This is a genomic window from Achromobacter spanius (genome assembly GCF_029637605.1).
Taxonomy (GTDB): domain Bacteria; phylum Pseudomonadota; class Gammaproteobacteria; order Burkholderiales; family Burkholderiaceae_B; genus Achromobacter; species Achromobacter spanius_E.
Window position 1 is genome coordinate 1,780,267 of sequence record NZ_CP121261.1, and the last position, 24,475, is coordinate 1,804,741.

Below are 24,475 nucleotides of genomic sequence, written 5' to 3' on the forward strand. Positions count from 1 at the left end.
ATCTGCCGACACGGAAATAGGCGTTAGGTTGCTATTTCGTCCCCCCCCTGGTGCGAGGCGCAGTCTCAACGCATAGATCAAACTGTGAATGAGCTCAGGTGCCAAAGCGGTGTCGCGCGCATGCGTGACCCCTGGGACCAGAAATTCGTCAATTGTGAGACGCTCTGAGACAGCATCGACGCCCGCGTAGAATAATCACAGCGGATCCAACGCGAGTCTCCAAGCTTACAAATCACTCGCCCGCTGCCTTTACCCACGCCTCCGGCACCAGGCCCTTGCCACGCCATTCTTCAACTAGATGAACGTTTTTAAGTCCTCCCCAAACCTCCTCGTTTGCATGGTCGAGAACAATAATTTGGAGGCGTCCATTTGTCTTCTCGATGATGTCGTCGAACAGCGCGAAGACCTTCCGGACCGCTATAACGTCTTCGTTCTCCCAAGGTGGATCAAGCTCCTTTTCTGCCTCCTTTCGGGCGCGACGGGCCGGAAAGTAGACTTGGCTCGGCTGATCGTAGATCAGTAGCGCGGGAACAGGATGCTGAGGCAACCGCAAGAAGAATCCTTGCAGCGCCAGACTGAGGGCAACGTGATATGCCAGCCAGTTTGCGCCGCTGCCAATCTCCCAAAGGAAGTCGTCGCGCGTTTCCCGGATCACTCTTACAGTTAGGTCTTGGATAACAAGTCGAATTGGTGCGTCAGGCCACTCACCGTCAAGCTGCGGGATTAGCCTGCCAGAGATGTTCTGAATGGTGGTGAGCGCGTTCTCTAGCTTCCGTCCAATCTCATGCTCGGAGACCAGCTTGGCCAGCCGTTCGACCTCCGCTCTTAGCGTTGAGATCTCTTGGTTGAGCTCCGAGGAAGTGTCAGCACCATCGTATAGCCTGAGAGCTTCTTGTAATCGCCCCAAAAACCGCGAAATCTCCTCACCTCGCGTGGTGACCTTCCGTGCCTCATCTGACTGCCCCTCCAACGTGCGAATCTCGGCCCGAACGCCTGCTAGGTCACTAAGCACTGTGTCGACTAACTCGCGCTGCCGCAACGTCTCCTTTCCGAGCGATTCCGCGACCTCCGGATAGGACCGCAGCCGCAACTCTATGCCCTCCAACGCGTGGCACAGCTGATCGACTCGCGCACGGCCAGCTTCACTGGGCTCGAGGATCGCCGCGGGATGCTGTGACGCGAGGTCTCGAATCCAGGCAGACAAGCCCAAACGGTCGCGCTGAATTCGAAGACCATCGCGGTATTCGTCGCTACTTTCGTCAAGACGGCGCAATTCATGAAGACGTTGACGGGATTGACTGAGGTTCATCGTCAGCTTCGACTCGACTGCGCGCAGCTCGGTGAGCCTGCTCAGGATGACATCCATCGCCGCCAAGGTGGGCGTCGCGGACCGAGCATCGCTGCGCAGAGCTTTTCGAAGCAGGTCAACTGTCGAAAGCCAGTCATCCGGCACCATGGTGTCGGGCGGTAGAAGCCCATATTCAATCGCCAGACGGGCCCAAGCAAATCCCTCGCGCTGCCATGCGGCGCCTGTGTCCTGACGTGCCTTAAGCTCGCCTTCCTTGCGACGTAGAAGTCGCGACAAGCGATCGAGGTCATGCCGCGTTTGGAGCAATTCAGGGCTTATCGCTCCCAGAACATAAGGGAATATAGTCTTCAGTTTCTCCCGATGTTCCGTGGTGTCTGCCTTGAAGAAGAGCACATCGGGATTTGCGACGATGTTCTGCGGCTGGAACAGGAAGGCCATCAAGTCGCGGAAGCTCACGCGCGACTTGAACCTCTCATCGGTTCCGGGCTCGAACTGCAGATTTGACAAACCCGCAAGCCTGTTCAAGACGGCCTTCACATTATCGACGTTCTGGTTCTTTCCCGTGATGACCACAGGAACCTCCACGACGGGCCCCTCAAGGAGCAGCATTTCGCCAGACGCTTTCAGGCCACCGGGTTCCCGTCGAGCCAGCAGCTTTTGTCCTTCAAGCGTGTCGACCAGAACGCCGAACCATGAGCACGTCTCTCTAATAACGCCCACGGGAATCGCACACTTTTCTGAACCCAGGCAGTAGTCAATGATGGGGATGACCGAAGACTTTCCAGTCTTGGAGGCACCACTGATGACGTTTACCTTGCCGGTCTCGAATTTGACTACCCTCGGCACACCGCCATCACGTGGCCACAAGATGACTTTCAACAGTTGGAAGTACATTAGAACGCTACTCGTAATGTGTGGGCGACCTGTTGGTCCGTCAGACTAGCGAACCAGTACCCGACTTTTTCGCAGGCCAGTGTGATCCGTCGGATTCGTTCAGGAAGCGTCGGAGCCAAAAGCTCATGGTGCGGGCTAAATGCTCGGATGGCTGCAGTAGTCGGTTCGATGCGAATCAGCCGCGACTGCTCGGCGACCATGAGAGATCTGAAAGTCAGTTTGCGGAGAGCTAAGGTGCGCCCATGTACCGCCAACAACTCTTCGCGCCGCTCACCAAGCTTGCCGGCTAACAGATGCAGGCCAGACGCCTTCTGCGTGCTCACCACCATAGCGAGGCTTGGCGCGTGAAAAACCAGCGGCAAGAGCAAGAACACTAGAGGCAGCGACACGGCCTGTTCCTCGCGTTCCTGGAAACCAAGACCGAATCGCCAGATGGCGTATGCTCCCAGCGCTTCGTTCTGAACAATTGCTGCCTCGCTAAGGCGCGCAACAGCAGCTCTGTTCGTCATTTCTTGTCCTCCTCATCAAGGAGAGTTTGGTGGTTCGGATGCCACCCCAGCTTTCGTCTGTCGGCTAAGTCGTTAAAGCCACCATGGGTAAAATGTCCAGGCACTGCGCGACTGTCCAACGGCACGTCCATAGCGGCACACCTGCTGTAAACAATTCTGCCTTGCGCCTCCTGGGCCTTTTCGGAAAAGGTATCTTGCACCTCGCTCAGCGCTACGTTGTGCTTGCGCAGCAAAGTGTCTTCCCAATCCTCGAAGGTACCGTCGAAGACGAGACCTTGGTCTGCCCACTTCACTTTGTCGCCAGACGTGCGCATCCAATCACTGGCTGCCCGAAGCTGCTGCTCTTCGGACGCCGCTATCAGCTGGAGTTGCCTCGCGAAGACTGGGCGGTTTGTCAATAACGCCATCGCGGCATCTTTCGATGGGGCTGTCGTGAAAGTTGGCAGATACCCCGCCATGTTGTTCTGCTGGACGAATGCATGAAAGTTCCTTCGGAATTCCTCAACACCGACCAGCGCTGGGACGCTCCGGCGAATGCACTTGTCGGCAGCCTCCTTGGCCTGGCCAATCGCCGAGGCGCAGATGACATCCAGTGACGCCTCTGGGACCGTGGGCCTCAATAGCTCACGAAGTGGCTCTAATGGGTCTGCATCAATAGCTGAGACGGAGGCTTTTCCGACAACGGCCAAAAGTAGCTCGTCAGTCGCATTTAGGAACCGCTCAACATGCGCAATACATACGGGAAAGGCACCCTTTCTTTTCAGTCGGTCTTTAACTTGCCTGAGAAGCGCTTCGATAGCATTGGCGTCAGTTGCGGCATTCATAGCGGCGCTTAGCTTTCCAGCCTTCTGCGGCGTCACGTAGAGCTGGAAGAAGGTCTTCCGGCCATCCACCTTCTGTGCCTCAACTACGTCCAGCCAATTGGCGAAGGTCTTCCAAAGGTCATCCGACCAATCGGAAATCGGGTTGTGCGCTAAAGCGCTTTTGCATTGTTCCAGTAGGAGTGTGCCGTCTGCATAATGGACTGCAACATCATCAAGGTATTCAAGCGACACGCTGGAATCCCTCGGGCTGCTCAGAAGGTAATAGCACAGCCTTACCGGCTGCAATGCAAACCCAAGGTAGGGTCCAGCGGCGGAGTGCTTGACATGCAAAGGAGCCGTCCCGCTCATAGGACCCGCTCTGGAATCATTTCCGGAGGCGACTCTTCTCTATTAATGATAGATTTCACTCCCCTTCCTCCTATTTGTTTTTGCCGACCAAAACTGAACTCGATCAAACGATTCAAGAAAGCCATCGACGCTCAAAGCGTGTGGCTTCTTCCGTAAAGCGCCCCAACTGGACTTTCGGCGCTGCTTTATATGCTGCGTGCAGGCAAGACCTCGCCTCTTTTAGATCTTGAGGAACAGAATAGACATGAGCATATGCTTTCTGAAGTTCGCAGAGATACTGTTCCTTTCCTAGTGACACTGCTTTATCCAAATCAATTAGGGCCTGCTTTGACTCACCTAGCCGCGCCTCGATCATGCCTTTCGTAAAATATACTTCAGCGGAATCAGGAAGTAGATGTGCGGCCTTCTCGGACTGTCTTAGCGCAAGAGGAAGATCCTTCTTCTTCATTAAAGTTCGCGCGTATCTGTCGAATAGGAGTCCGTTTTCTGAATCAATCAGCACGGCTGCTTCGTAATAACCAAGTGCATCGTCCAAACGATTCTCATCAAACGCCTTCCAAGCGGCGCGCGCTTCAGGAACCAGAAAAGCCGCCGGATTTCGGTCTCGAACCAGTGCACTAGCGCTCGTGAGAAATTCGGAATACCTTCTGCTCACCCAATCGACTTCTTCATTGGTGGGATACCGCACCCCATCAATAACCTCCACGCGTTCTATGCAGTAGTTATGAAATTCAGGACTGAAGGTGGTATGCACGGCCCCCTGAAATCTCGATATGGTGCCGATTCCCTTGCTTTCCTCTATTGCTTCACTTGCGGCAGCCACGGTAACCTTCGCGCGCTGACAACAAAGCTGCATAAGATACTGGTCGTGCGTATCTCCAAGTCTGCTCATCAACAGCAACACATGTCGTAACTCGGGTGTAAGACGTGCCCACGCGTCGTCGTACAGGAATTGCCCAAGATCCTGACGCTGCATTCGTTGAACCCTCTGAAAAGCAGTATCAAGGCTAGTATTTGGACCAGACGCTGCTTGAACGAACACTTCCAGGGCGATGGGCTTATTGTTCAATTGCCTAGAGTATTTGCGGAGAGTGGAATCGCCAGCCTGCTGTATCGAAATACAGTTTAGGGCTCCTCCTCTCTTTCGCAAGAATTCTGCGCCCACTTCGTCCGCCCAGACTTCTGTTTGCACGGGTAGGGCTTCAATATGTTCGCGACGTCTTGAAGTGAGAATTACCCGACCAACTCGCCGCGAAAGCTCGTTAATTTGCGAAGCTAGCGCCCCAATGTCCGCATCATTTTGGGCCATCGTCTCCGTATTATCTAAAACTATAAGATGCGAGTCTCTATTTACCTTCAAGGTTGCCATAAGCGAGCCAAGTTTTTGAATTACCTCAGCGGGCCTTTTATCGAACCATGAACGGTCAAGATTGGGCGAAGTGAGCATGCGAGCGATGTCCAACGCTACATCTGCAACGCCAATATCTTGTGCTGAGATATGCTCTAGCCCGTTTAACCCCCACCGTGTCTTCTTAGAAGTGTAAAAAGTTATTATTTCGGGACGCCATTGAATTGAAGTTCGTCCCTCAAGAAACCGATGAATAAGTTCGACTACCAAGGTGGTTTTTCCTACTCCACCATCTCCCCACACCATACATTTTCTTGAATCGAAATCATCCGCCCACGCCGCTAGGGCGTCCATTTCATCCGTGCGGCCCGTGAATACCTCAGTCGAAGCCAATCTAGTTGGTAGATGGACAAAAGGGTTCCACTTATCGACCCACGTCGGTTCATAGATCTCGTAACTCGGTGGGGCTGCGATGGGAAGACCGAGCAGAATATTCGGAACTTCATAACTTAGCGCATCCCGCGCCAGCAACGACTTTTGGACCTGTGCATCTACTTGAAGTTTTCCAGCCGTTGTCGGTTTAAGGCGGCGATAACAAATGGGATGCTCACCTGCCAAACGCAATGTAACAAGCTCTTTTGGCTCGTTACCTCCGAATGTGGGTAGAAACAACTTGTCACTGCCTTTTGTGACCGTGGGAAGAATATTTCCGATTGCGCGAAGCAGTATTCGGATGACCTCCAAGTCTGTTCGGGCGTCATTACCCCCGGCCAGACCATGCCCTTCAACGCCATTATTCCTGCTGCGTACAAATGCCAGAACAACGGCTTCCACGTTTCCACGGCTTGTGCCTGTAAGCTTCCGCAGCTCGTCGGACAATTCGTCCTGTTGCCAAAACTGTCGTCCCACCGATTTCCATCCGATATTTTCTGCCGCAACTAGAAGCTGCGATAAGAGATTTGCCAGAGAGCCATCAGCAGGTTGCCTAAACTGTGATATGTCAACTTCTGTGTATGAGGAAATCTTCGAAGGATCTTCACGGAGGTGACCAACGACCCACTCCCCTAATGCTACACATGCATGCTGCATAGCTATCCTAAATATTCCGAGCACGGCATTGCGCACGTGCACCGAGTCTTTAAGTGATTCAGCTGCTTTAACTCGTGCCAATAATAATTTCTGCATATTCGAGCCTTTTTTCAACAGGAAGGACGCGAAGCCATTAAACACTGCTAGAAAGCTTTTACTTCAATTCAGCCAACCACTCACTGCAAAATCGCGAAATTGCAGTCCAACACCTTATTTTCTAAACAACGCACCAAACACCTTCTGAATCGCGATCAAGCCCAATATATTTAGTGCAAGGTACACAGCAATCGTAATGACCGCTTGCAGGAGGCCATAAAGGATCATCATTTCCCTTCCTTTCAATCAAGAGTGCTGCGGTCGTTCATACCTTCAATCAAATCCTGAAATGCGATCCAGTATCTTCCAGAGGCGACATTTACGATTGAAAATTCTTGTCGAGGGCCAATGTAAGTTCGAGCACGAAGGCTTAGGTCGACGGCAAAGCTCCAAATGTTACTTTAGTTACTGAATTTACTCTATGAAAAAAATAACTCGGATGGGCCGATTACATAGATTCCATATTCAGAAGCTGAGGTTCTTCATTTCCCCTCCACCCTCCCCCACCTCCCCGCAATCCCCCCCGCCGCCGCCTTCATCCTCTCCACCACCATCCCAAACCTCTCCACCCCCAACCTCTCCGCCATCGCCGTCACCGTAATCGCCCCCAGCGCCACGCCTCCCTCCGTTAACACCGGCACCGCCACCGCACTAGTCCCCGGCATTAACCCCATTGCCGCATGCGCAATCCCCTCCCTCCGCGCCACCTCAACCCGCGCAATCACATCCTCCACTCGCTCCCCCATCACCTCCAGCCTGGCCGCGTTCCCCCGCACTAACTCCACACTCTCCTCCCTCCCCAAACTCGCCAACAACGCCACACCCGACACCCCCACGCCCAACGGCCGTCTAACCCCCACCTCAATCGACAGCACCTGTATCGGATGCCTTCCCGTCCGCCGCCCAATACATATCGAATCGTGCCCATGTCGAATACTCAAAAACACCGTATCCCCCACCTGATCGGCCAGCTCGCTCATATACGGGTCCGCCAGCGTCAGCAGCGGAAAGCGCCTTGTCCTGGCAAGCCCCAGCAAACTGATCTCCTGCCCGATCAAATACCGTCGCGTTTCTAAATCCTGTTCAACCGCGCCCTCTTGCACCAGCGTCTTCAGCAAGCGATGCACGGTGGGCCGATTCAAGCCAGACATGCGTTCCAGATCCACCAGCCTTACACCGCGCTCTTGTCCGCACGCAATCAGCCTCAGCAGCGCCAAGGCTCTGCGTACCGTCTGTGCGCCGGATGCGCTTTTGTCTTCTGGTTCGCTCACGCGGCCTCCGGTTTGATAATGGATTTGGGCGTCTGCTGAATACCGCGCTTGGTGACGATGGGGCCTAGCGATGCGTAGTTGGGGCCACCGATGCGGCAGATGGGGCGTAGTAATGCGGTATCGATCTTGCCGTCTTGCAGCAGGCCATCGCGTATATGGAACATCACCACTTCGCCCACGAAGAACTCCGCGCCGGTGTCGCCAAACGGGGTGACGCTATGAAAGCGGCATTCCAGGCTGATGGGCGCGGCGGCAAGTCTGGGGGTGTCGATAACCGCGCCGGGAAGCACGCTTAAACCCAGCACGTCGACTTCGCTGATTTCGGGCGGGAGTTCTTGGGCGCTGTCGTGCAGGGGATCAAGCAGGGTTTCGTCTCCAACGTTGACGACGAAGTGGCGGTTGGCCAGGATGTTCTCGGCGGTGTCTTTGCGTTTGCCGGCTTTGCGGCCGATGTTGACGCCGATCATGGGGGGTTTGTTTGAGACGAAGGTGTAGCAGCTGAACGGCGCCAGGTTGACGCCGCCGTGGGCGTTGACGCTGCTGATCCAGGCGATGGGCCGGGGCACGACGATGCCGCTCATCAGGCGGTAGGTTTGTTCGGGGTTCAGGTCGCTGGCGGGAAAGTGCATGATGGGTCTGGCTCCGTAGTCCGGATATTGAACATTCAACAATGAATAAAACCGCGTGCGCAATAGGCGCCCAGGGTAATTCTGCGGCGAAACGCGGTCATGCCAAAAGCCACCCGCAAAGCAACCTGCCAAAAGAGTCCAATATCCGGAACTTTTCTTGAAATTCGGATTGTTCAGCGGCGCGGGAATTTCTAGAGTGTCGTCAAACACAACAAACAAAACGTGATGACACGACCAGGAGACAAACCATGACTCGCAATACCCTTCGAGCCTGCGCCACGGTGGCGCTGACCGTTCTGACTTCCATGGCGCACGCCGCGTGGCCCGAGAAGCCCGTGAAGATCGTGGTGCCCTATCCGCCGGGCGGCAATGTGGATGTGGCGGCGCGGATGATTGCGCCGGGCTTGCAGGCAGCGTTTGGGCAGCCGTTTATTGTCGAGAACAAGCCGGGTGCGGGCGGCATGATTGCGGGCGAGCAGGTGGCGCGGTCCGAGCCGGATGGCTACACCTTGTTCATGGCGGCGAACGGGCCGCTGCTGTTCTCGCCGCTGATTTTCAAGCGGGATGCGTACAAGTGGGATCGGGACTTTGCGCCGATCAGTTCGGTGTCGTACACGCCGCTGGTGTTGCAGGTGAAGCCGAGCGTGCCGGCGAAGACGCTGGCGGAATTGCTGGCGCTGGCGAAGAAGGAACCCGGCAAGCTGAACATGGCGTCTCCGGGTGCGGGAACCACGAATCATCTGGTCAGCGAGCTGTTGCAGTCGTTGACGGGCGCGCGTTGGACGACGGCGCAGTACAAGGGCAACGCGCCGGCCACGACCGATCTGTTGGGCGGGCAGGTGGATTTCAACTTTGATCAGATTTCGGTGGCGCTGCCGTATGTGAAGGAAGGCCGTTTGCGCGCCTTGGCGGTGACGACGGCCAAGCGCGTGCCGTCGATGCCAGACGTGCCGACGTTTGCGGAAGCGGGTGTGCAGGGCATGGAGGCTGCCACGTTTACCGGGCTGCTGGCGCCGAAGGGCACGCCGCCGGATGTGCTGAAACAATTGAGCGAGGCGCTGACCAAGATCCTGGCGCAGCCCACGATTATTAAGCGATTTGATGACCTGGGTGCCGAGGCGCGCGGTAGTACGCCAGAGGAATTCACGCGCTATCTGGCGGCGGAAGACGCGCGCTGGACGCCGATCATCAAGCGTGCGGGCATCACGGCGAACTAAGGCCAGACCACAGCCGCCAGACCACAGCCTGGCCTGACCCGCCAGCAGCCACGCCCTGACAACCGAACGCATCGCGGCCTGCCTGGTCATGGCTGCGATGCCGCTCCACCCTCTTCTTTGCAAACGGAACCCGCCATGAGCAGACGCAGCATTTACGCCGAAGGCTTCAGCCACAAGAATCCCATTCCGGCCGCGTGCCGGATTGGGCCGATGCTGTATTCGGGCAGCATCCAAGGCACCGACCCCGCCACGGGCGCGTATGGCGCGACGTTGGAACGCCAGTGCGAACTGATGTTCGACCACGTGCGCCGCATTGTGGAAGCGGGCGGCGGCACGCTGGATCACGTCGCCAAGATGACGGTGTGGATGCGCGACCGCAGCCAGCGCGCGGCGCTGAATGCGGTGTGGCTGCAAGCGTTTCCGGATGCGGAGAATCGTCCGGCGCGCCACACGATGCAGGCCGATCTGGATGGCGACAAGCTGATCGAATGCGACTTTGTGGCCGTGATCGGGTAAGGGAGACAGACGATGACTCAAAGCCAAAGTTCGCAGAATCAAGCGTCGCAGAAGCAAGCGCCGCAACATTCCCCCTCGCAGTACCAACCCTTCAATCCCCGCCCCACCGCCCCCGCCACCCGCCTACCGCCTAAGGCCTGCGACAGCCAGTTTCACGTATTCGGTTCCGCAGACCGTTACCCCGTGCGCCCCGGCGCGGCGTACGAGATGCCCAGCGCCACCATCGAGACCGCGCTGGGCCTGCACCGCCTGCTGGGCATCGAGCGCGGCGTGATCGTGCAGGCCACCACCTATGGTGCAGATCATCAAGTGGTGCTGGACGGCCTGGCCGCCGCCGGCCCGTCGTATCGCGGTTGCGCGAATGCGGTGGTGCTGGCCGAGCGAGACGACGCCTACATTCAGAAGCTGCACGATGCGGGCGTGCGCGGGGCGCGGTTCACACGTCAGGGCTTGGGCATCAGCATGGCGCCGGCCGTGTTTGACCGCGCCATTGCGCGCATTCGTGAACTGGGCTGGTACGCCAAGTTTCAGCCGGAGCCCGACGGGATGATGGCGCAGGCGGCGCAGTTTGAACGGCTGGATATTCCGGTGCTGCTGGATCACATGGGGCGTGCCGATCCCACTGCAGGCGCGGCAGATCCGACTCGGCAGTTGTTGGAGACGTTGCTACGTCGCGGCAACTTCTGGGTGATGTTGTCGTTGACGGAAAAGATCTCACGCAGCGGCCCGCCTTGGGACGACGTGACGCCGCTAGCGCAAGCGCTGATCGCCGCCAACCCCGACCGCGTGGTGTGGGGCAGCGACTGGCCACATCCCGTCTCCACCAAGCCCACGCCCGACGAGGGCCAGTTGGTGGACCAGTTGGCGCGCTATGCGGGCGACGCCGCGACGCTTAAGAAAATCCTGGTGGACAACCCCGCTCGCTTGTTTGGATTCGACGAATGAAACTGCTGACTTATACGCATCAAGGCCGCACGCACTTTGGCGCGCTGCGTGGCCAGGACCAGATCGTGGCGCTGGACGGAAATGGCTTTGCCAGCCTGCGCGCCGCACTGGAGGCCAACGCCTTGCCCGCGCTGGCCAAATTGGCGGACACACTTCCCGCCACGCACAAGCTGAACGACGTGCGGCTGTTGCCGCCAATACCCTCGCCTGAAAAAATCATCTGCGTCGGCGTGAACTACGGCAAGCGCAACGAGGAATATAAAGACGGCAGCGCGCCGCCCGCCTACCCCAGCGTGTTTCCGCGCTTTCCGGGTTCGTTCGTGGGCCATGGTGAACCCTTGCTGCGCCCGCCGGAGTCCGAACAACTGGATTACGAAGGCGAGATCGCCATCATCATCGGCAAGGCCGGCCGCCGCATTGCCGCCGAGGACGCCTGGAGCCACATCGCGGGCCTGACCTGCCTGAACGAAGGCACGGTGCGCGACTGGATCAAACACGGCAAGTTCAACGTGACGCAGGGCAAGAACTTTGACGCCAGCGGGTCCATGGGGCCGTGGATGGTGACGGCCGATGAGTTCGACCCCGACGCGCCGCTAACGGTGACCACGCGGGTCAACGGCGAACTGCGCCAGCAAGACGCTACCGACAACCTGATGTTTCCGTTCGCGGAACTGATCCGCTACATCTCCATCTGGACCACGCTGAAACCCGGCGATGTGATCTCCACCGGCACGCCCATCGGCGCAGGCGTGCGCTTCACGCCGCCGCGCTTCTTGAAGCCGGGCGACGTGGTCGAGGTGGAAGTCGCCGGCATTGGCGTGTTGTCCAACCCCGTGGCCGACGAAGTCGCCGCGCACTGATCAGGAGCTTGCAATGCTTAACGACGACGACCGCGCCCGCGCGGCCAGCCTGCTGCTTGAAGCCGAGCGCAGCGGCGTGCCCACCACGCAGTTGGACCAGGCGTTTCCCGGCATCGAGATTGCGGATGCGTATGCCATCCAGCAACGCAATATCGACCAGAAGATTGCCGACGGCGCCAAGCTGCGCGGCCACAAGATCGGCCTGACGTCCAAGGCGATGCAAAGCACCGTGGGCATTGACGAGCCCGACTACGGCCATTTGCTGGACACCATGTTCTTTCAAGATGGGCAGACCATTCCCACCGACAAGCTGATCGTGCCGCGCGTGGAGGTGGAGCTGGCGTTTGTGCTGGGCAAGCCCTTGCGCGGCCCAGATGTGAGCCTGTTCGATGTGCTGGACGCCACGGATTACGTGGTGCCGGCGCTGGAACTGATCGACGGCCGCAGCAAGTATCCGCGCCGCATCGTGGACAACATTGCCGATAACGCGGCGTGCGCCGGCATCGTGCTGGGCGGCCGGCCGGTGCGGCCGATGGATATTGATCTGCGCTGGGTCGGCGCCCTGCTTCTGAAGAATGGCGTGATCGAAGAATCGGGCGTGTCGGCGGCGGTGCTGGGACATCCGGCGTTGGGTATTGCGTGGCTGGCGAACAAGCTTGCGCAGCACGACGCCGGGTTGGAAGCCGGGCATGTTGTGCTGGCGGGGTCCTTCACCCGCACCGTCGCGGTGAAACGCGGCGATACGCTGCATGCTGACTACGGCAAGCTGGGCAGCATCTCGGTGCATTTTTCATAAGGCGGCGCGCATGGAACTCCCCATCAATACGTTTAAACGCGCGCTGCGTGAACAGCGCCATCAAACCGGGCTGTGGGTCACGCTTGGGCATGCGAACAGCACCGAACTGGTGGCGGCGAGCGGCTTTGATTGGCTGCTGCTGGATACCGAGCACACGCCCGTGGTGCTGCCCACCGTGATGGCGCAGTTGCAGGCGGCCGGCGCGTACAAAAGCCATCCGGTGGTGCGGCCGTCTTGGAATGACAAGGTGCAGATCAAGCAGTATCTGGATATCGGCGCGCAGACCTTGCTGCTGCCGTATGTGCAGAACGCGGATGAGGCGCAAAGCGCGGTGGCAGGTATGCGTTATGCACCGCGCGGGATAAGGGGCGTTAGCGGCACGATGCGCGCGACGCGGTATGGGCGCGTGCCGGACTATATGCGCCGGTGTGAAGAAGAACTGTGTTTGCTGGTGCAGGCCGAGACGGGCGAGGCGCTGGAGAATCTGGACGCCATGATTGCGGTGGATGGAGTCGATGGCGTGTTTATTGGGCCTGCGGATCTGGCTGCCAGCTTGGGATATCCCGGCGAGCCGCAGCATCCGAAGGTGGTGGCAGAGGTGGAAAGCGCCATCAAGCGCATCCGCGCGGCGGGCAAGGCGCCGGGGGTGCTGACGGGGGATGAGGCGCTGGCGCGGCGGTATATCGAGGCGGGCAGTTTGTTTACGGCGGTGGGCGTGGACGCGGCGATCTTGGTGCGGTACTGCGATCAATTGGCGGCGCGGTTCGCAAGGGTTTGACGGCTTTCGCCAGACGCTAGACGCGCGGCCGTCGCGGCTTAAGCCAAGGAAATAACGCCACGTTTGTTACTCCCGGCTCTCGGCACGCGGTGCAACACTATCCGTAAGCACCCTTAGACGGCGGGCTGCCACGCAACCCGCCGTTCATCCTGGCCAAGAAGGAATCACCACCGGAGGTATCACCGCCATGACCGCTGCCACTGAACCCACGGGCCGCATGCAGACGCCCCCCGTTGTCACCGCCGACGAATGGGAAGCCGCCCGCCAGCAGCTCCTGCTGAAAGAAAAAGCCCAAACCCGCGCCCGCGACGCCCTGGCCGCCGAGCGCCGCCGCATGCCCTGGACGCCTGTCGACAAGGCATACACGTTCGAAGGCCCCAATGGCAAGCTGACGCTGCGCGACCTGTTCGACAATCGCCGCCAGCTCATCATCTATCGCGCCTTCTTCGAACCCGGCGTCTACGGCTGGCCCGAGCACGCATGCCGAGGCTGCTCCATGGTGGCCGACCAAGTGGCGCACCTGGCCCACTTGAACGCCCGCGACACCACGCTGGTCTTTGTTTCGCGCGCCCCTCAAGCCGACATCGCCCGCCTGAAAGCTAGCATGGGCTGGACGATGCCGTGGTTCACGATCACCGACAGCTTCGACGCGGATTTTGGCGTGGACGAATGGCACGGGACGAACGTGTTCTTTCGCGATGGCGACCGCTTTTTCCGCACGTACTTTTTGAATAATCGTGGCGACGAGCAGATGGGCGGCACGTGGAACTACCTGGACATCACGCCGTTGGGCCGGCAGGAAGCCTGGGAGGATTCGCCTAAGGGGTATCCGCAGACGCCGGTGTACACCTGGTGGAACTGGCACGACAGCTATGTGCCAGGTGCGCCGCCAGATCAGGAGTGGGTCGAGGTGTCCGAGGCGACAAACAAAGCGCTCATGGAGCAATGCTGCAACAAGGGTAAGCCAGCGGCGTAGCGGTACCGCGTTACTTGGGAAGGGCGTTCAGCGTGAAGCGAGGACGCCCTTGGCCCACATGGATTCTTATTGTGAAGAGGCGACTTCCCGCTCGAGCGCGGCACGAACCGTCTTCAAACGATTTTGAATGGATATGCGCTGTATCGCCGCCGACGCAGGAATAGCCTCCAGCATTAGCTCCAACTCTCGGATTTCTGAAGCGAGAAATTCGTGGCACTTAATCATGGCTCAACTCCGGGATCGTCCTAGCACTGGCGTTTGAACGGCGACGACAACCATTCTGCCTTTAGGCCACATCAAAAGGTCAAATTGCTGTTCGATACGACCATCCATCATAGACCGTCGACACCCAAAAACACCCGCGATAACCGCCCCTAAAAGCCGTGAAAGAGTCCTACTTTTAGCGTCACGCCCGACTTCACCGACATCGCAACTGCCGTCCCGTCAATTTCCCCGTTCAGCACGCTACACGTACAAACTTCTTGCCAGTTATCTCGGCTATTGAACGCCCCAATGGCCGCAGCGATGCGCCCCACCCGCCATCACAAATGCCGATGGCTACACACCATCGCCTGCCCGGTCAGTTCGCCAATCAGCTTGGCGATGCCGCGCGCGCTTTCTTCATCCAGCCATTCCATGCGCACCATCCGAAATCCCATTGCCAGGCTATAGCGCCAGTCCAGTTCCAGGATGCGGTAGGCGCAACCATTTGCCTCGCAATGCCATTGCGCAGCCGGGTCCTCATATGCCGCGCCGATGAAATCCACGTGCGAATCAAATGGCGGTAGAGATTCCAAGGGTTCGTTGGAACCGGGCAGGCACGGCTCGGACAGGTTTTCTCCGACGGCCACGCTGGGGTTCGGGCCGTTGAACGCCAGCAGCATCAACGGAAAATTCCTGGGGTCTGCGTCATAGTCCTCTTGGACCTCGGCGCTTAGGTAGGGGCGCGCGGCGGGGCCAAGGCAGTATTGCGGGCTGTGCCAGTCACTGCTTTCGTTATCGTCGTAAAGCGGATCCGGGGTGATGCCATGTTGCGCCAGCAGGCTCAACGTTTCTTCCATGGTTGCGTCGTGCCGAATCGGCAGATCGGCAGGCAGATGGCCTGCCTGCACGTATCTCGCAAGCAAGTCGCCCGCTGTCCCGATGGGTTCGGGGTTTTGATAAGAGCCGTCGTTCAGGCCGGCCACGCCAAACCCCAGGTTGATGATGGCGCGATACGGCACTTGCCGGCCGCGCGGCTCAAGCACGTATCCGCCTTTCAGCAGTTGCGCTTCCAGGGCCTGCCAATCGGGCGGCGGCAGGTGAAAATCGCGTGGGCAAATGAATTGGTGGTGTTCAGACATGGGGGATGCGCTTGGCGAATTCCGGGGTTAACGGTTTGCAATTCGTGGGCAAACCGCGAAAGTCTAAATGAAAAATTCCAGGTGAACGATAGCGCCCTGTCCGCCTAAACTTGCCGACATGAGTAAATCGTCATCGCCCTCGTCCGACCTCTTCGCCCCGCCTCGCAAGCGCTCCCCTGCCCGCGTGAATTCGCTGTCATGGATTCTGGAGCCAATGGAACGTGACGCCGCCTACCAACGCCGCAAGATGTTCGGCTGCGATGCGGCGTATCTGGATGAGTCGCTGTATCTGGTGGTTGCTGACCGTGAACCGCCCTGGAACGGGGTCATGGTGTGTACGTCTCGCGAGCACCATGCAGCGCTGATGGCGGACGTGCCCGGGCTGTTGGTGCATCCGGAGTTGGGTAAATGGCTGTACCTGCCGCAGACCGACGAAGCGTTTGAGTCCCGCGCCGCTACGTTGGTAAGGCTGGCATTGGATCGGGACCCGCGCATGGGCGTGGCGCCCAAGCCGAAAGCCTCGCGGCGCAAGTCGTGGCGTGCTGCTGACTAGGCTGCTGCCCCCCTGACCGACCAAGCCGCTGACCAAGCCGCTGACTGCGTCGACGACAACGCCAGTGATCAGCCGCCCGGCTCGCTCAACGACTTCAACACCGTCCACCCCGACTCAATATGCTTGCGCATCGCCAGCATGGCCGCTGACGCATCCCCCGAGGCAAACGCTTGCAGGATCTCTTCGTGTTCCCGCACGGCATCCTGGCCGCGATTCGACGCGGAATTGATCAAATCAAACGGATAACGCGCCCACAGGATCTGCACGAAGTGCAAGGTTTGCGGCAACTGCGCAATGTCGTAGAGCTGGCGGTGGAAGCGGTAATTGATGCCGCGCGCAATGGCGCGGTCGCCGGTTTCGAAGGCTTTGGCGAAGTCATTGGCCAATACGCGCAGTTCGGTGATGTCTTGCGTGGTGATTCTTTCGACGGCGGCGCGCACCAGTTGCGATTCCAGCAACAGGCGCAGTTGCAGGATTTCAGCGGATGCGCCGGCATCGAAGGGCACGACGCGGGCGCCTCGATAGGAATCGCCGCTGATATAGCCTTCGGCTTCAAGCAGCTTGAGCGCCTCGCGCACCGGCGTGATGCTTAGCTTCAATTGTTCTGCGATCTCGGCCTGCTTCAAGCGCGACCCGCGCGGAAATACGCCCGAGATAATGCGCTCTCGCAAGTAATCCGCGACTTGTTCCTCTTTCGTACGGTATTCCATTTATTAAGCCTGAGTGGCCCGGACTTGCCGGTTAAACCTTGGATTAAACCCGCCTGGGTAAAACCCTGATTACAGGCCGCGAAGCCCCTATGGGGCAGATTCTAACCGTTAAGCCATGGCGGCACCCTGGGATTCCGCGGCGATACGGCGCGCGCGTTCGACGACGGGTTTGTCGATCATTTTTCCGTCCAGGGCGGTGGCGGCGCCGTGGCTGGCGTCGAAGGCGGCCAGCACGCGCCGGGCCCAGGCTTGTTCGTCGGCGGTGGGCAAATAGGCGGCATTGACGGCGGCGATCTGGCGCGGGTGGATGCACAGCTTGCCGCCGAACCCAAGCTGCCGCGCGCGCCGCGCATCGGCCAGCATCTGGTCGGCGTCGTTGAATTCCAGGCTGACGCCATCGATGGGCGGGGCCAGGTCGGCATGCCGGGAGGCCAGCACGATGTCGGTACGGATGGCGGTCATGGCGTCGGCCTCGTCGGCGATGCCGCTGTCCACGGCAAAGTCCACGCTGCCAAAGGCGATGCGTTCAACGCCCGCTTGCCGCGCCACGGCGTGCAGGTCCATATAGCCGCGCACCGTCTCCAGCAAGGCGATGATGGGCCTGCCCGGCAAGGCCAGCAAGGTGTGCGCCACCGTGTTGGCGTCGGCCTTGGGCAGCATGACGCCTACGCCGGGCGCGGCGCGAACGGCTTGCAGATCGTCCTGATACCAGTCGGTGTCGGCGGCGTTGATGCGGACGATGGCCTGGCCGCCTTGGGCCAGCCAGGCGGCCACGTCGATGCGCGCTTGTGCCTTGGCGGCGGGCGCGACGGCGTCTTCCAGGTCCAGGATGACCGCATGCGCGCCACTGGACGCGGCGCGGGCGTAACGGTCCGGGCGGTCACCCGGTACAAACAAGAGACTGCGCGGGGGAGCGTTCACAGGCGCCTCATTCGAAAACCACATCTTTGGAATTGGTGAGCCTGCAGAAGCGTTGCAGGCTTTTGATGGCGTTGTCGTGCTCTTCGGTGCTCAGGCCGCAGCAGCAGTCTTCCAGCACCACCATGTCGTAATCGCGGTCATGCCCTTCGCGCACGGTAGCCTGCACGACGGCGTTGGTGGAAATGCCCGAGCAGTAAATCCGCTTGATGCCGTGCGCGCGCAAGACGGCTTCCAGCGTGGTGCTGTAGAAGGGGCTGACGCGGTGTTTGATGATGTCGAAGTCGCCCGGCTGTTGCCCCAGGTCGGGATGCACCTGCGTGCCCCACTCGCCCAGCTTGAAGATGCCGTTCTTGCGCGCACCCGAGAAAATGGGGGAATGGGGCGGGCATTCGCGGTAGTCGGGCGAAAAGCCCACGCGCACGAAGCCGATGTGCAGGCCGGCGGCGCGGGCCTTGTCCAGCGCGTGGCGGGTGTTTTCCAGGATGGCGCGGCTGCGCACCTGCTCTCCGTAGGCGGCGCGGCCGTTGGGGCCGTCTGCGTGGACCAGATCATTTTCCATGTCCAGCACTAGGTAGATGGCGTCCTTCATTGATGACTCCTTTAAATCAGGGGTGTTTGTTCACGCTGCGTTGAATGGCGCAAAAAAGGTGTGGACTCGTTAAAGAATGACCTCGCGCCTTTCCAGGTCGGCGCGCTGCTGTGCACCAAGCCCCAGCAGTTCACCGAAAACATAATCCTCGTCCTGGCCCAGGGCGGGGGTCAAGCGCCGGATGCCGACCTGGTCCGCCCCACTGAAGCGGGCGGGTGCGCCAACCGCCAAACGGGCGGGGATGTCTGGCGCTTGCACGCTGGTGACGGCACCGCGCGCGCTCAGGTGCGGGTCGGACGCCACGTCCTGCATGGTCCACGACACGTGGGCGCAAACGCCGGCCTGCTGCAAGCGTTCGGCGGTGGCGTCCGCGTTGCAGGTCGACAGCCACCGTGTCAGCGTGTCGTCCAGTTCCTGGCTGTGCTGCCGACGCAGTGTGGCAGTGGCGTAGCGGGCATATCCGGCGCCGTTGCCGCTCCTGTTGCTGCTGCTATTGCCCTCGCTCTCGCCCTGCCCCAACGTGCGTACCAATGCCTGCCATTCGGCGTCGTTGCGGATGGCCAGTGTCAGCCAGCGGTCGGGCTGCGATGTGGGATACACGCCGTGCGGCGCCATGGCCAGGTCTGCATTGCCCGGGCGTTCGGGGGTGATGCCCAGGCTGGCCAGCACCAGCGCGTCGCCGATCATGGCGGAGGCCACTTCACGCGCGGCCAGGTCGACATGCTGGGCCAGGCCCGTGCGGCGGCGCTGGTGCAAAGCGGCCAGCGTGGCAAGCGCCGCGTGCACGCCGGCCGCGTGGTCCATGACGTGGCGCATTTCTACGGGCGGGCCGTCGCGGTATCCGCTCATCCAGCCCAAGCCGCCCCACGCGCCAAAGAGCGGTGCGTAGCCCGCGAAGTGCGAGTCGGGGCCGCTTTGGCCGCAGGACGACAGGGACAGCAGGACGAGGTCAGGCTTGGCCTCGCGCAGCGCGTCAAAGTTCAGGCCCAGGCGCTGCATCACGCCCGGACGGAAGCTTTCGGCGGCCACGTCCGAAAGAGCAACGATGCGCTTGGCCAGCGCCACGGCTTCGGGCTGCTTCAGGTTCAGCCGCACAGAAAGTTTGTTGGCCGACACCTGATCAAACGTGGCGGCTGACATGCGGCCATAGACCGCATGCGGCTTGCGAAACGCATCGGGCCGGGTGGCGCTTTCTATCTTGATGCACTCGGCGCCCAGTTGAGACAGCAGGTGCGTGCAGAACGGGCCGGCTGCGTGAATGGTGAAGTCCGCGATGCGCACGCCGGCCAGCGGCGCGCGCAGGCGATCGGTCTGCGGGGAACGTGCCTGGACCTGACTCATGCGGTGGCCTCCTGTGCCATCTCGTTCAAGGCGGGCACGGTGCCCGCGCGCGGCAATGGGGTACAGCGAAACTGAAACGGGGCGACCAGGATCTCGGCTTCGCGGCCGCTGGCCAATACGGCGGGAGCAAAGAGGCCGCGTGCGCGTTCCTGTTCGCCTTCTATTACTTCAGCGGGCAAGCGGTATTTAGCGGCGGGCACGCCCAATTCCTGCGCGCGCCGGACGATGTCTTCGACCGTGTGGCGCGCCATCCACTCACGGATATGGCCGTTGATTTCATCGCCGCGACGGCTGCGTTCCAGGGGATCGAGCAGGCCCGGGTCAGCCGCCCAGGACGGTTGACCCAGCAGTTGCACCAACGACCGCCACTGTCGGTCTTCCAGGGTCAGCAATTCGATGTAGCCGTCTTGCGCTTCAAACACGCCCCCGTAGCGGAAGCGGCGGCTTGCGCGGTGTTCCAACGACCCGTCGCCCAGGCGTTGCAAGGCGAACGCGCCCACGGAGAGGACCGCGTCTTGCACCGACACATCCACGTATTGACCGCCGCCGGACGGCACGGCCCACCACGCCGACAGCGCACACAACGCGGCCATCGCGCCGCCCTGGTAGCCGCCGAAGTGGCCGTAGATTTTCAAGGGTGGCCGATCGGGAAACAGCTCGTGCGACAAGCCATTGGGCAGCAGGAAGCCTTCGCCACCCGCGTGCAGCAGATTGACCTCTTCGCCGTCCCAATCGGCTTTGGGCCCAGTTGCGCCAAACGGCAGCACGCTGACGTGGACCAGGTCGGGCCAGTCGCGGGAGATCTGCTCGGGCGACAAGCCCTGGGATGCGCGCGCTTGCACGGGCGTGTCGTCGATGAGGATGTCTGCCCCGGCCAGTTCGCGCGTCAGCAATTCGCGGCCTTCGGCCTGCGTCAAATCGGCTTGCAGGCTGCGCTTGCCCACGGCCAGATAGGCGAACAGCGCACTCTCATCGCTGTCATCGATCAGCGGCGGCGCCTGCCGCAGCCGCGACCCGCCGGGCGGTTCCAGCATGACGACTTGCGCGCCCATCACGGCAAGCATTCGTCCGGCATAGGCGGCCGCGACCGTGTTCGAGCGCTCCAGAACCCGGCAGCCGGACAAGGGCAGCGTGGTGGTGTGTTGCGGTTCGTAGGACTGCATAAGGGCTGTCTCGCAAGGTTACGGCCGCGGACCGGTGAAGGAATCTCCGGTCCACGGTTCAACGGGTCACGGGTGAACGGATCAACGCGTCACGGGCAATTCAAGGTCCACGCCCGAGCCATCCAGGAAGGCCGGCAGGCGCACGTCGCGCGACGGCAGCGCCACCGTGGCGATCCCCGGCGTGGTCAGTTCGCCGCGCTGGTTCTCGGCGGCCAGTTCAATGTCGACCAGGCCGACGTTGTCCTTGACGTACTTGCGCAGCACCTTGCCCTTGCAGAACGTGGTGTCACCCATGATGTTGAAGCGCCGCATTTCGGTGCGCACGCGCTTGATGACGCCGGCGTCGCCCATCCAGTTGGTCACCAGCGAGCACATCCACGACGAGCGTTGCGGGCCGTAGTCATAGGTGCCCGGCACGCCCACTTCCTTCGCGACCGATTCGCGGTGATGGCCGATGCCGGTGTATTCCACGCCGCCGCCCGCTTCCGGATTGCGGAAGAAGTGGCCCGGGTGCTTCACCGCCGCCTGCAACACCACGCCGTGCGTGTGGCCGCGTCCGCATCCCACCAGGAAACCCATCGTGTCCATCAGCGACAAGGGGCCGCGAGCAATGGTGGGCAGTTCTTCGCCTTCCTGCACTTCCTCCCAATAGCGCACGTTGGCGCCACGGATGTTCTTCGGCTCGTCCAGCACCATCTGGTCGATGCGGTCGCGCTCTTCGTCGGCGTATTCGTGCTGGACGATTTCCTTGTACTTGCCGGTGTCGCGTGCCGCCTTGCGTTCATGGCGCGTGCACGTGCCCAGGGCGCGGGCAACCAGTTCACCGCGCTGGTTGTAGTAACTGGCCTCGACGTATTGCAGCACCAGGCGGCCCGAGAACTTGCTTTCTTTTTCCTCTACGCCCACTACCCGTTCGATGGCGGTGATGCGGTCGCCGGGGCGCACGTGGCGGAACAGTTCCCAGTCGTTGCCGGCATAGAAGCCATGCACGCCCGGCAGGCCCCAGCGGGTGCGGCCCAACCAGCCGAATGCCATCGGGAACATGGGGTGGCCCAGCAAGGTGCCGTAGCGCGTGCCCGCTGCGTAGCCCGCATCGCGATACAGCGGGTTCAGGTCGCCAATGCCGTTGCACCAGTTGCGCAAGGTGTCGGCCGTGGCGTCTTGCAGGTACGGCCCTTCGGGGCGCAGGTGCAAGCCGATCATGGCGCGCGCGGCGGCGATGGCTTCGTCGGTGATCAGGCCTTCGGCGGGGGCGTTGCCGACATCGGATTGGGGAAGGTTCATGACATTGCTCACGGTTGCGACTCCTTTACCTATCTCTAGAATGCAGAATGCATTCTTCAAGTACGTAAAAAAAGGGGTTGATAAGACGGGGGGTTATTCAAAGGTTCATTCAATGCGGATGCCAGCCGCCTTGATGATGGCGCCCCACTTCTGGCGCTCATCGTTGACGAAGGCATTCAACTGCGCGGGCGGCATCACCAAGGGTTCGACGCCGATGTCCAGCATCTTGCGGCGCATCTCGGGTTGCTCCAGCACCAGGCGGATCTGTTCGCTCATTTGTCGGATGATCGGCGCGGGTGTGCCGTGCGGGGCGAACAAGGCGTCCCAGGCCACAACGTCGAAGCCGGGCACGCCCTGCTCGGACACCGGCTGCACGCCGGGCAGCATGTCGCTGGCCTTGAGCGACGTGATGCCCACGGCGCGCAATTTGCCGCTGGCCAGATGCGGACGCGCGGCGGTAACGGTGTCGATCACCAACGGAATCTGCCCGCCCATGGCGTCGGTCAATGATTGGCTTGAGGCCTTGTACTTCACCGCGAACAGCGGCGCTTGCGCCGATTTCACGAACTCCGCGAACACCACCTGCGCCGTGGTGCTGGGCAAGCCGACGTTCAGCGTGTCGGGTCGGGCGCGGGCGCGCTGGATCAGTTCGCCCACGCTATTGGCGGGCAGGTCGGCGGCGGATGTGCAGATCACCATGGGCAGCAAACCGATCATGGCCACGCCGGTGAAGTCGGCGGTGGGGTCGTAGCCCTGGTTGGCATACAGAAATTCGTTGGCCGCGTTCGTGGCGTTGGTGCCCAGCAAGAAGGTGTAGCCGTCGTTGGCGGCGCGCGCGGCGGCGGCCGACCCGATGTTGCCGCCCGCCCCTGCGCGGTTCTCGACCACGATGGGTTGATTCAAGCGCTTGGCCAGGTCTTGCGACAACAGGCGCGCCAGCACGTCGGCGCCCTGCCCCGGCGCATACGGCACGATGATGCGGATGGGCTTGTCGGGCCAGCTTGCGGCCAGGGCTGTGGGCATGCTTGCCACGGCCGCCAAAGCGCAAATGCCGGTGATGGCCGTGCGCAGCCAGGTGCGGCGGCTAGGGGCGGCATCGCACCTTGCGCGACGGGCCGCATCGGACGATGAGCGAAGTGTCGCATGGGCCGTTGCGCGAGAAGTCGCGCGGGAACTCGGGCGGGATGTCATCAAGGCGTCCTTCTTGTGCAGGGTCATGGGAATCAGCCGTTCAGCGCCAGGCCGGCACGCGGCCAGCGCGCCGCAAAGAGTTGGCCATGGCCCGACAGCGTGATGTACGCCGTGCGCCGGTCGCTGCCGCCAAAGCAGATATTGGTGCAATAGCCTTCGGGCGCTTCGTGGAATTCCAGCGCTTCGCCATCGGCCGAAAACACGCTGATGCCGCCCCGCACCAAGGTGGCCACGCAGACATTGCCGCCCTCTTCCACCGCCAGGGAGTCAAAGCGCTGAAAGCCGGGCAAGCCGTGCACCAGTTGCCCGCCGTTGGGTGACGGCCAGGCCGCCAGTTGCAAGTGGCCAGGCGCCGACGCAGCGTCGGGAATGGGATACGACCACAGCCGGCTGGTCTCGGTTTCGGACACATACAGCCGGCTGCCGTCCGGCGACAGGCCCACGCCGTTGGGCGTCAGCACCGGATGCGCGGCACGGCGGATGCCGCTGCCATCAAGCCGCGCGTAATAGACGGCGCCGCGCAGCATCTTGTCTTCGAAGGTCTTGCCAAAGTCCGTGAACCAGAAGCCGCCATGCGCATCGAACACGATGTCGTTGGGGCCATGCAGCGGGATGCCGTCGCAATGGGTGTATAGCGTCTGGACCGCGCCAGTTTCCACATCCACGCGCTGGATGCAGCCGCCGTCGTAATCCTCAGCGGGGCCGGTGGGCCGCGTGAAGCCGTCATCGGTACGCCAACTGAAGCCGCCGTTGTTGCAGACATAGCAGTGCCCGTCCGGCCCCAGCGCCGCGCCATTGGGGCCGCCGCCCAGGTCCGCCACCTTGCGCAGTTCACCGTTGGGCAACACGCGGGTCAGCCGCCCGCCCGCGATCTCAACGACCAGCACGCTGCCGTCGGGCATCGCAACCGGCCCTTCGGGAAACGCCAGCCCGGTCGCCATGACTTCGCCTTGCAGCTTCAGTTGCTTCATGCCT

23 protein-coding genes are annotated in these 24,475 nt (G+C 60.8%); 8 read left to right on the forward strand and 15 right to left on the reverse strand.

Annotated features, from left to right (window positions below):
- Positions 1-232 precede the first annotated feature (232 nt).
- The 6 genes from P8T11_RS07690 to P8T11_RS07715 all read right to left on the reverse strand — a co-directional run bounded on the left by P8T11_RS07690 (position 233) and on the right by P8T11_RS07715 (position 8,317).
- Complete coding sequence (locus tag P8T11_RS07690) at positions 233-2,203, reverse strand: DUF3732 domain-containing protein (protein ID WP_268077501.1); 1,971 nt, start codon at positions 2,201-2,203, stop codon at positions 233-235.
- On the reverse strand, positions 2,203-2,712 hold the full coding sequence (locus P8T11_RS07695) for a three component ABC system middle component (protein ID WP_268077500.1): 510 nt from the start codon (positions 2,710-2,712) through the stop codon (positions 2,203-2,205). Before P8T11_RS07695 ends, P8T11_RS07690 begins: the two co-directional genes overlap by 1 nt.
- Complete coding sequence (locus P8T11_RS07700; protein ID WP_268077499.1) at positions 2,709-3,767, reverse strand: ABC-three component system protein; 1,059 nt, start codon at positions 3,765-3,767, stop codon at positions 2,709-2,711. The genes P8T11_RS07695 and P8T11_RS07700 overlap by 4 nt, the downstream gene beginning before the upstream one ends.
- A gap of 229 nt (positions 3,768-3,996) precedes the next feature.
- Positions 3,997-6,435: a hypothetical protein gene (locus P8T11_RS07705; RefSeq protein ID WP_268077498.1), complete on the reverse strand. Its 2,439-nt coding sequence runs from the start codon at positions 6,433-6,435 to the stop codon at positions 3,997-3,999.
- A 464-nt stretch (positions 6,436-6,899) separates the two neighbouring features.
- Positions 6,900-7,688, reverse strand: a complete 789-nt coding sequence (locus P8T11_RS07710; protein ID WP_268077497.1) for an IclR family transcriptional regulator — start codon at positions 7,686-7,688, stop codon at positions 6,900-6,902.
- The gene (locus tag P8T11_RS07715; protein WP_268077496.1) at positions 7,685-8,317 is read right to left on the reverse strand and encodes a flavin reductase family protein; all 633 of its coding nucleotides are present in this window, start codon (positions 8,315-8,317) and stop codon (positions 7,685-7,687) included. The genes P8T11_RS07710 and P8T11_RS07715 overlap by 4 nt, the downstream gene beginning before the upstream one ends.
- Positions 8,318-8,565: 248 nt before the next feature.
- Here P8T11_RS07715 and P8T11_RS07720 point away from each other — a divergent pair, with 248 nt between their 5' ends.
- The 7 genes from P8T11_RS07720 to P8T11_RS07750 all read left to right on the forward strand — a co-directional run bounded on the left by P8T11_RS07720 (position 8,566) and on the right by P8T11_RS07750 (position 14,405).
- On the forward strand, positions 8,566-9,534 hold the full coding sequence (locus P8T11_RS07720; RefSeq protein WP_268077495.1) for a Bug family tripartite tricarboxylate transporter substrate binding protein: 969 nt from the start codon (positions 8,566-8,568) through the stop codon (positions 9,532-9,534).
- Between the two features lie 135 nt (positions 9,535-9,669).
- A complete protein-coding gene (locus tag P8T11_RS07725; protein ID WP_050449544.1) occupies positions 9,670-10,050 on the forward strand; it encodes a RidA family protein in 381 nt (126 codons plus the stop codon).
- 12 nt (positions 10,051-10,062) lie between these two features.
- The gene (locus P8T11_RS07730; RefSeq protein WP_268077494.1) at positions 10,063-10,995 is read left to right on the forward strand and encodes an amidohydrolase family protein; all 933 of its coding nucleotides are present in this window, start codon (positions 10,063-10,065) and stop codon (positions 10,993-10,995) included.
- Positions 10,992-11,855 (forward strand): fumarylacetoacetate hydrolase family protein, encoded by an 864-nt coding sequence (locus P8T11_RS07735; protein ID WP_268077493.1) that lies wholly within the window; start codon positions 10,992-10,994, stop codon positions 11,853-11,855. The genes P8T11_RS07730 and P8T11_RS07735 overlap by 4 nt, the downstream gene beginning before the upstream one ends.
- A 13-nt stretch (positions 11,856-11,868) precedes the next feature.
- Positions 11,869-12,651 carry a 2-oxo-hept-4-ene-1,7-dioate hydratase gene (gene hpaH, locus P8T11_RS07740; RefSeq protein WP_268077492.1) on the forward strand — a complete coding sequence of 261 codons (783 nt, stop codon included), beginning with the start codon at positions 11,869-11,871 and terminating at the stop codon, positions 12,649-12,651.
- Between the two features lie 10 nt (positions 12,652-12,661).
- Positions 12,662-13,429: an aldolase/citrate lyase family protein gene (locus tag P8T11_RS07745; protein WP_268077491.1), complete on the forward strand. Its 768-nt coding sequence runs from the start codon at positions 12,662-12,664 to the stop codon at positions 13,427-13,429.
- Positions 13,430-13,616: 187 nt separating this feature from the next.
- A complete protein-coding gene (locus P8T11_RS07750) occupies positions 13,617-14,405 on the forward strand; it encodes a DUF899 domain-containing protein (protein ID WP_268077490.1) in 789 nt (262 codons plus the stop codon).
- Positions 14,406-14,947: 542 nt separating this feature from the next.
- Here P8T11_RS07750 and P8T11_RS07755 read toward each other — a convergent pair.
- Positions 14,948-15,748 (reverse strand): hypothetical protein, encoded by an 801-nt coding sequence (locus P8T11_RS07755; RefSeq protein WP_268077489.1) that lies wholly within the window; start codon positions 15,746-15,748, stop codon positions 14,948-14,950.
- Positions 15,749-15,962: 214 nt separating this feature from the next.
- Here P8T11_RS07755 and P8T11_RS07760 point away from each other — a divergent pair, with 214 nt between their 5' ends.
- Positions 15,963-16,301: a hypothetical protein gene (locus tag P8T11_RS07760; RefSeq protein ID WP_268077488.1), complete on the forward strand. Its 339-nt coding sequence runs from the start codon at positions 15,963-15,965 to the stop codon at positions 16,299-16,301.
- Between the two features lie 68 nt (positions 16,302-16,369).
- Here P8T11_RS07760 and P8T11_RS07765 read toward each other — a convergent pair whose 3' ends face one another.
- The 8 genes from P8T11_RS07765 to P8T11_RS07800 form a co-directional block, all read right to left on the reverse strand.
- On the reverse strand, positions 16,370-17,011 hold the full coding sequence (locus P8T11_RS07765) for a GntR family transcriptional regulator (RefSeq protein WP_259246541.1): 642 nt from the start codon (positions 17,009-17,011) through the stop codon (positions 16,370-16,372).
- Between the two features lie 108 nt (positions 17,012-17,119).
- Positions 17,120-17,932: an HpcH/HpaI aldolase/citrate lyase family protein gene (locus P8T11_RS07770; RefSeq protein WP_268077487.1), complete on the reverse strand. Its 813-nt coding sequence runs from the start codon at positions 17,930-17,932 to the stop codon at positions 17,120-17,122.
- Positions 17,933-17,939: 7 nt separating this feature from the next.
- Entirely contained in the window at positions 17,940-18,521 is a 582-nt protein-coding gene (locus P8T11_RS07775) for a cysteine hydrolase (RefSeq protein WP_259246537.1), read from the reverse strand.
- 69 nt (positions 18,522-18,590) lie between these two features.
- Positions 18,591-19,862, reverse strand: coding sequence for a CaiB/BaiF CoA transferase family protein (locus tag P8T11_RS07780; protein WP_268077486.1), 1,272 nt, complete (start codon positions 19,860-19,862; stop codon positions 18,591-18,593).
- Positions 19,859-21,025 carry a CaiB/BaiF CoA transferase family protein gene (locus P8T11_RS07785; RefSeq protein ID WP_268077485.1) on the reverse strand — a complete coding sequence of 389 codons (1,167 nt, stop codon included), beginning with the start codon at positions 21,023-21,025 and terminating at the stop codon, positions 19,859-19,861. Before P8T11_RS07785 ends, P8T11_RS07780 begins: the two co-directional genes overlap by 4 nt.
- A gap of 81 nt (positions 21,026-21,106) precedes the next feature.
- Positions 21,107-22,309 (reverse strand): FAS1-like dehydratase domain-containing protein, encoded by a 1,203-nt coding sequence (locus P8T11_RS07790; protein ID WP_259246531.1) that lies wholly within the window; start codon positions 22,307-22,309, stop codon positions 21,107-21,109.
- A 105-nt stretch (positions 22,310-22,414) separates the two neighbouring features.
- Positions 22,415-23,332 carry a Bug family tripartite tricarboxylate transporter substrate binding protein gene (locus P8T11_RS07795; RefSeq protein ID WP_268077484.1) on the reverse strand — a complete coding sequence of 306 codons (918 nt, stop codon included), beginning with the start codon at positions 23,330-23,332 and terminating at the stop codon, positions 22,415-22,417.
- A 200-nt stretch (positions 23,333-23,532) separates the two neighbouring features.
- Positions 23,533-24,471, reverse strand: coding sequence for an SMP-30/gluconolactonase/LRE family protein (locus tag P8T11_RS07800; protein WP_268077483.1), 939 nt, complete (start codon positions 24,469-24,471; stop codon positions 23,533-23,535).
- Positions 24,472-24,475: the final 4 nt, after the last annotated feature.

Excerpts from the sequence above, each read along its gene's own strand:
- P8T11_RS07745 (WP_268077491.1), top strand. The coding sequence starts at position 12,662 with ATGGAACTCCCCATCAATACGTTTAAACGCGCGCTGCGTGAACAGCGC.
- P8T11_RS07715 (WP_268077496.1), bottom strand. The coding sequence starts at position 8,317 with ATGCACTTTCCCGCCAGCGACCTGAACCCCGAACAAACCTACCGCCTG.
- P8T11_RS07800 (WP_268077483.1), bottom strand. The coding sequence starts at position 24,471 with ATGAAGCAACTGAAGCTGCAAGGCGAAGTCATGGCGACCGGGCTGGCG.
- P8T11_RS07765 (WP_259246541.1), bottom strand. The coding sequence starts at position 17,011 with ATGGAATACCGTACGAAAGAGGAACAAGTCGCGGATTACTTGCGAGAG.
- P8T11_RS07695 (WP_268077500.1), bottom strand. The coding sequence starts at position 2,712 with ATGACGAACAGAGCTGCTGTTGCGCGCCTTAGCGAGGCAGCAATTGTT.
- P8T11_RS07785 (WP_268077485.1), bottom strand. The coding sequence starts at position 21,025 with ATGCAGTCCTACGAACCGCAACACACCACCACGCTGCCCTTGTCCGGC.
- P8T11_RS07755 (WP_268077489.1), bottom strand. The coding sequence starts at position 15,748 with ATGTCTGAACACCACCAATTCATTTGCCCACGCGATTTTCACCTGCCG.
- hpaH (WP_268077492.1), top strand. The coding sequence starts at position 11,869 with ATGCTTAACGACGACGACCGCGCCCGCGCGGCCAGCCTGCTGCTTGAA.
- P8T11_RS07760 (WP_268077488.1), top strand. The coding sequence starts at position 15,963 with ATGGAACGTGACGCCGCCTACCAACGCCGCAAGATGTTCGGCTGCGAT.
- P8T11_RS07750 (WP_268077490.1), top strand. The coding sequence starts at position 13,617 with ATGACCGCTGCCACTGAACCCACGGGCCGCATGCAGACGCCCCCCGTT.
- P8T11_RS07690 (WP_268077501.1), bottom strand. The coding sequence starts at position 2,203 with ATGTACTTCCAACTGTTGAAAGTCATCTTGTGGCCACGTGATGGCGGT.
- P8T11_RS07730 (WP_268077494.1), top strand. The coding sequence starts at position 10,063 with ATGACTCAAAGCCAAAGTTCGCAGAATCAAGCGTCGCAGAAGCAAGCG.
- P8T11_RS07720 (WP_268077495.1), top strand. The coding sequence starts at position 8,566 with ATGACTCGCAATACCCTTCGAGCCTGCGCCACGGTGGCGCTGACCGTT.
- P8T11_RS07775 (WP_259246537.1), bottom strand. The coding sequence starts at position 18,521 with ATGAAGGACGCCATCTACCTAGTGCTGGACATGGAAAATGATCTGGTC.
- P8T11_RS07735 (WP_268077493.1), top strand. The coding sequence starts at position 10,992 with ATGAAACTGCTGACTTATACGCATCAAGGCCGCACGCACTTTGGCGCG.
- P8T11_RS07780 (WP_268077486.1), bottom strand. The coding sequence starts at position 19,862 with ATGAGTCAGGTCCAGGCACGTTCCCCGCAGACCGATCGCCTGCGCGCG.
- P8T11_RS07790 (WP_259246531.1), bottom strand. The coding sequence starts at position 22,309 with ATGAACCTTCCCCAATCCGATGTCGGCAACGCCCCCGCCGAAGGCCTG.
- P8T11_RS07795 (WP_268077484.1), bottom strand. The coding sequence starts at position 23,332 with ATGCCCACAGCCCTGGCCGCAAGCTGGCCCGACAAGCCCATCCGCATC.
- P8T11_RS07725 (WP_050449544.1), top strand. The coding sequence starts at position 9,670 with ATGAGCAGACGCAGCATTTACGCCGAAGGCTTCAGCCACAAGAATCCC.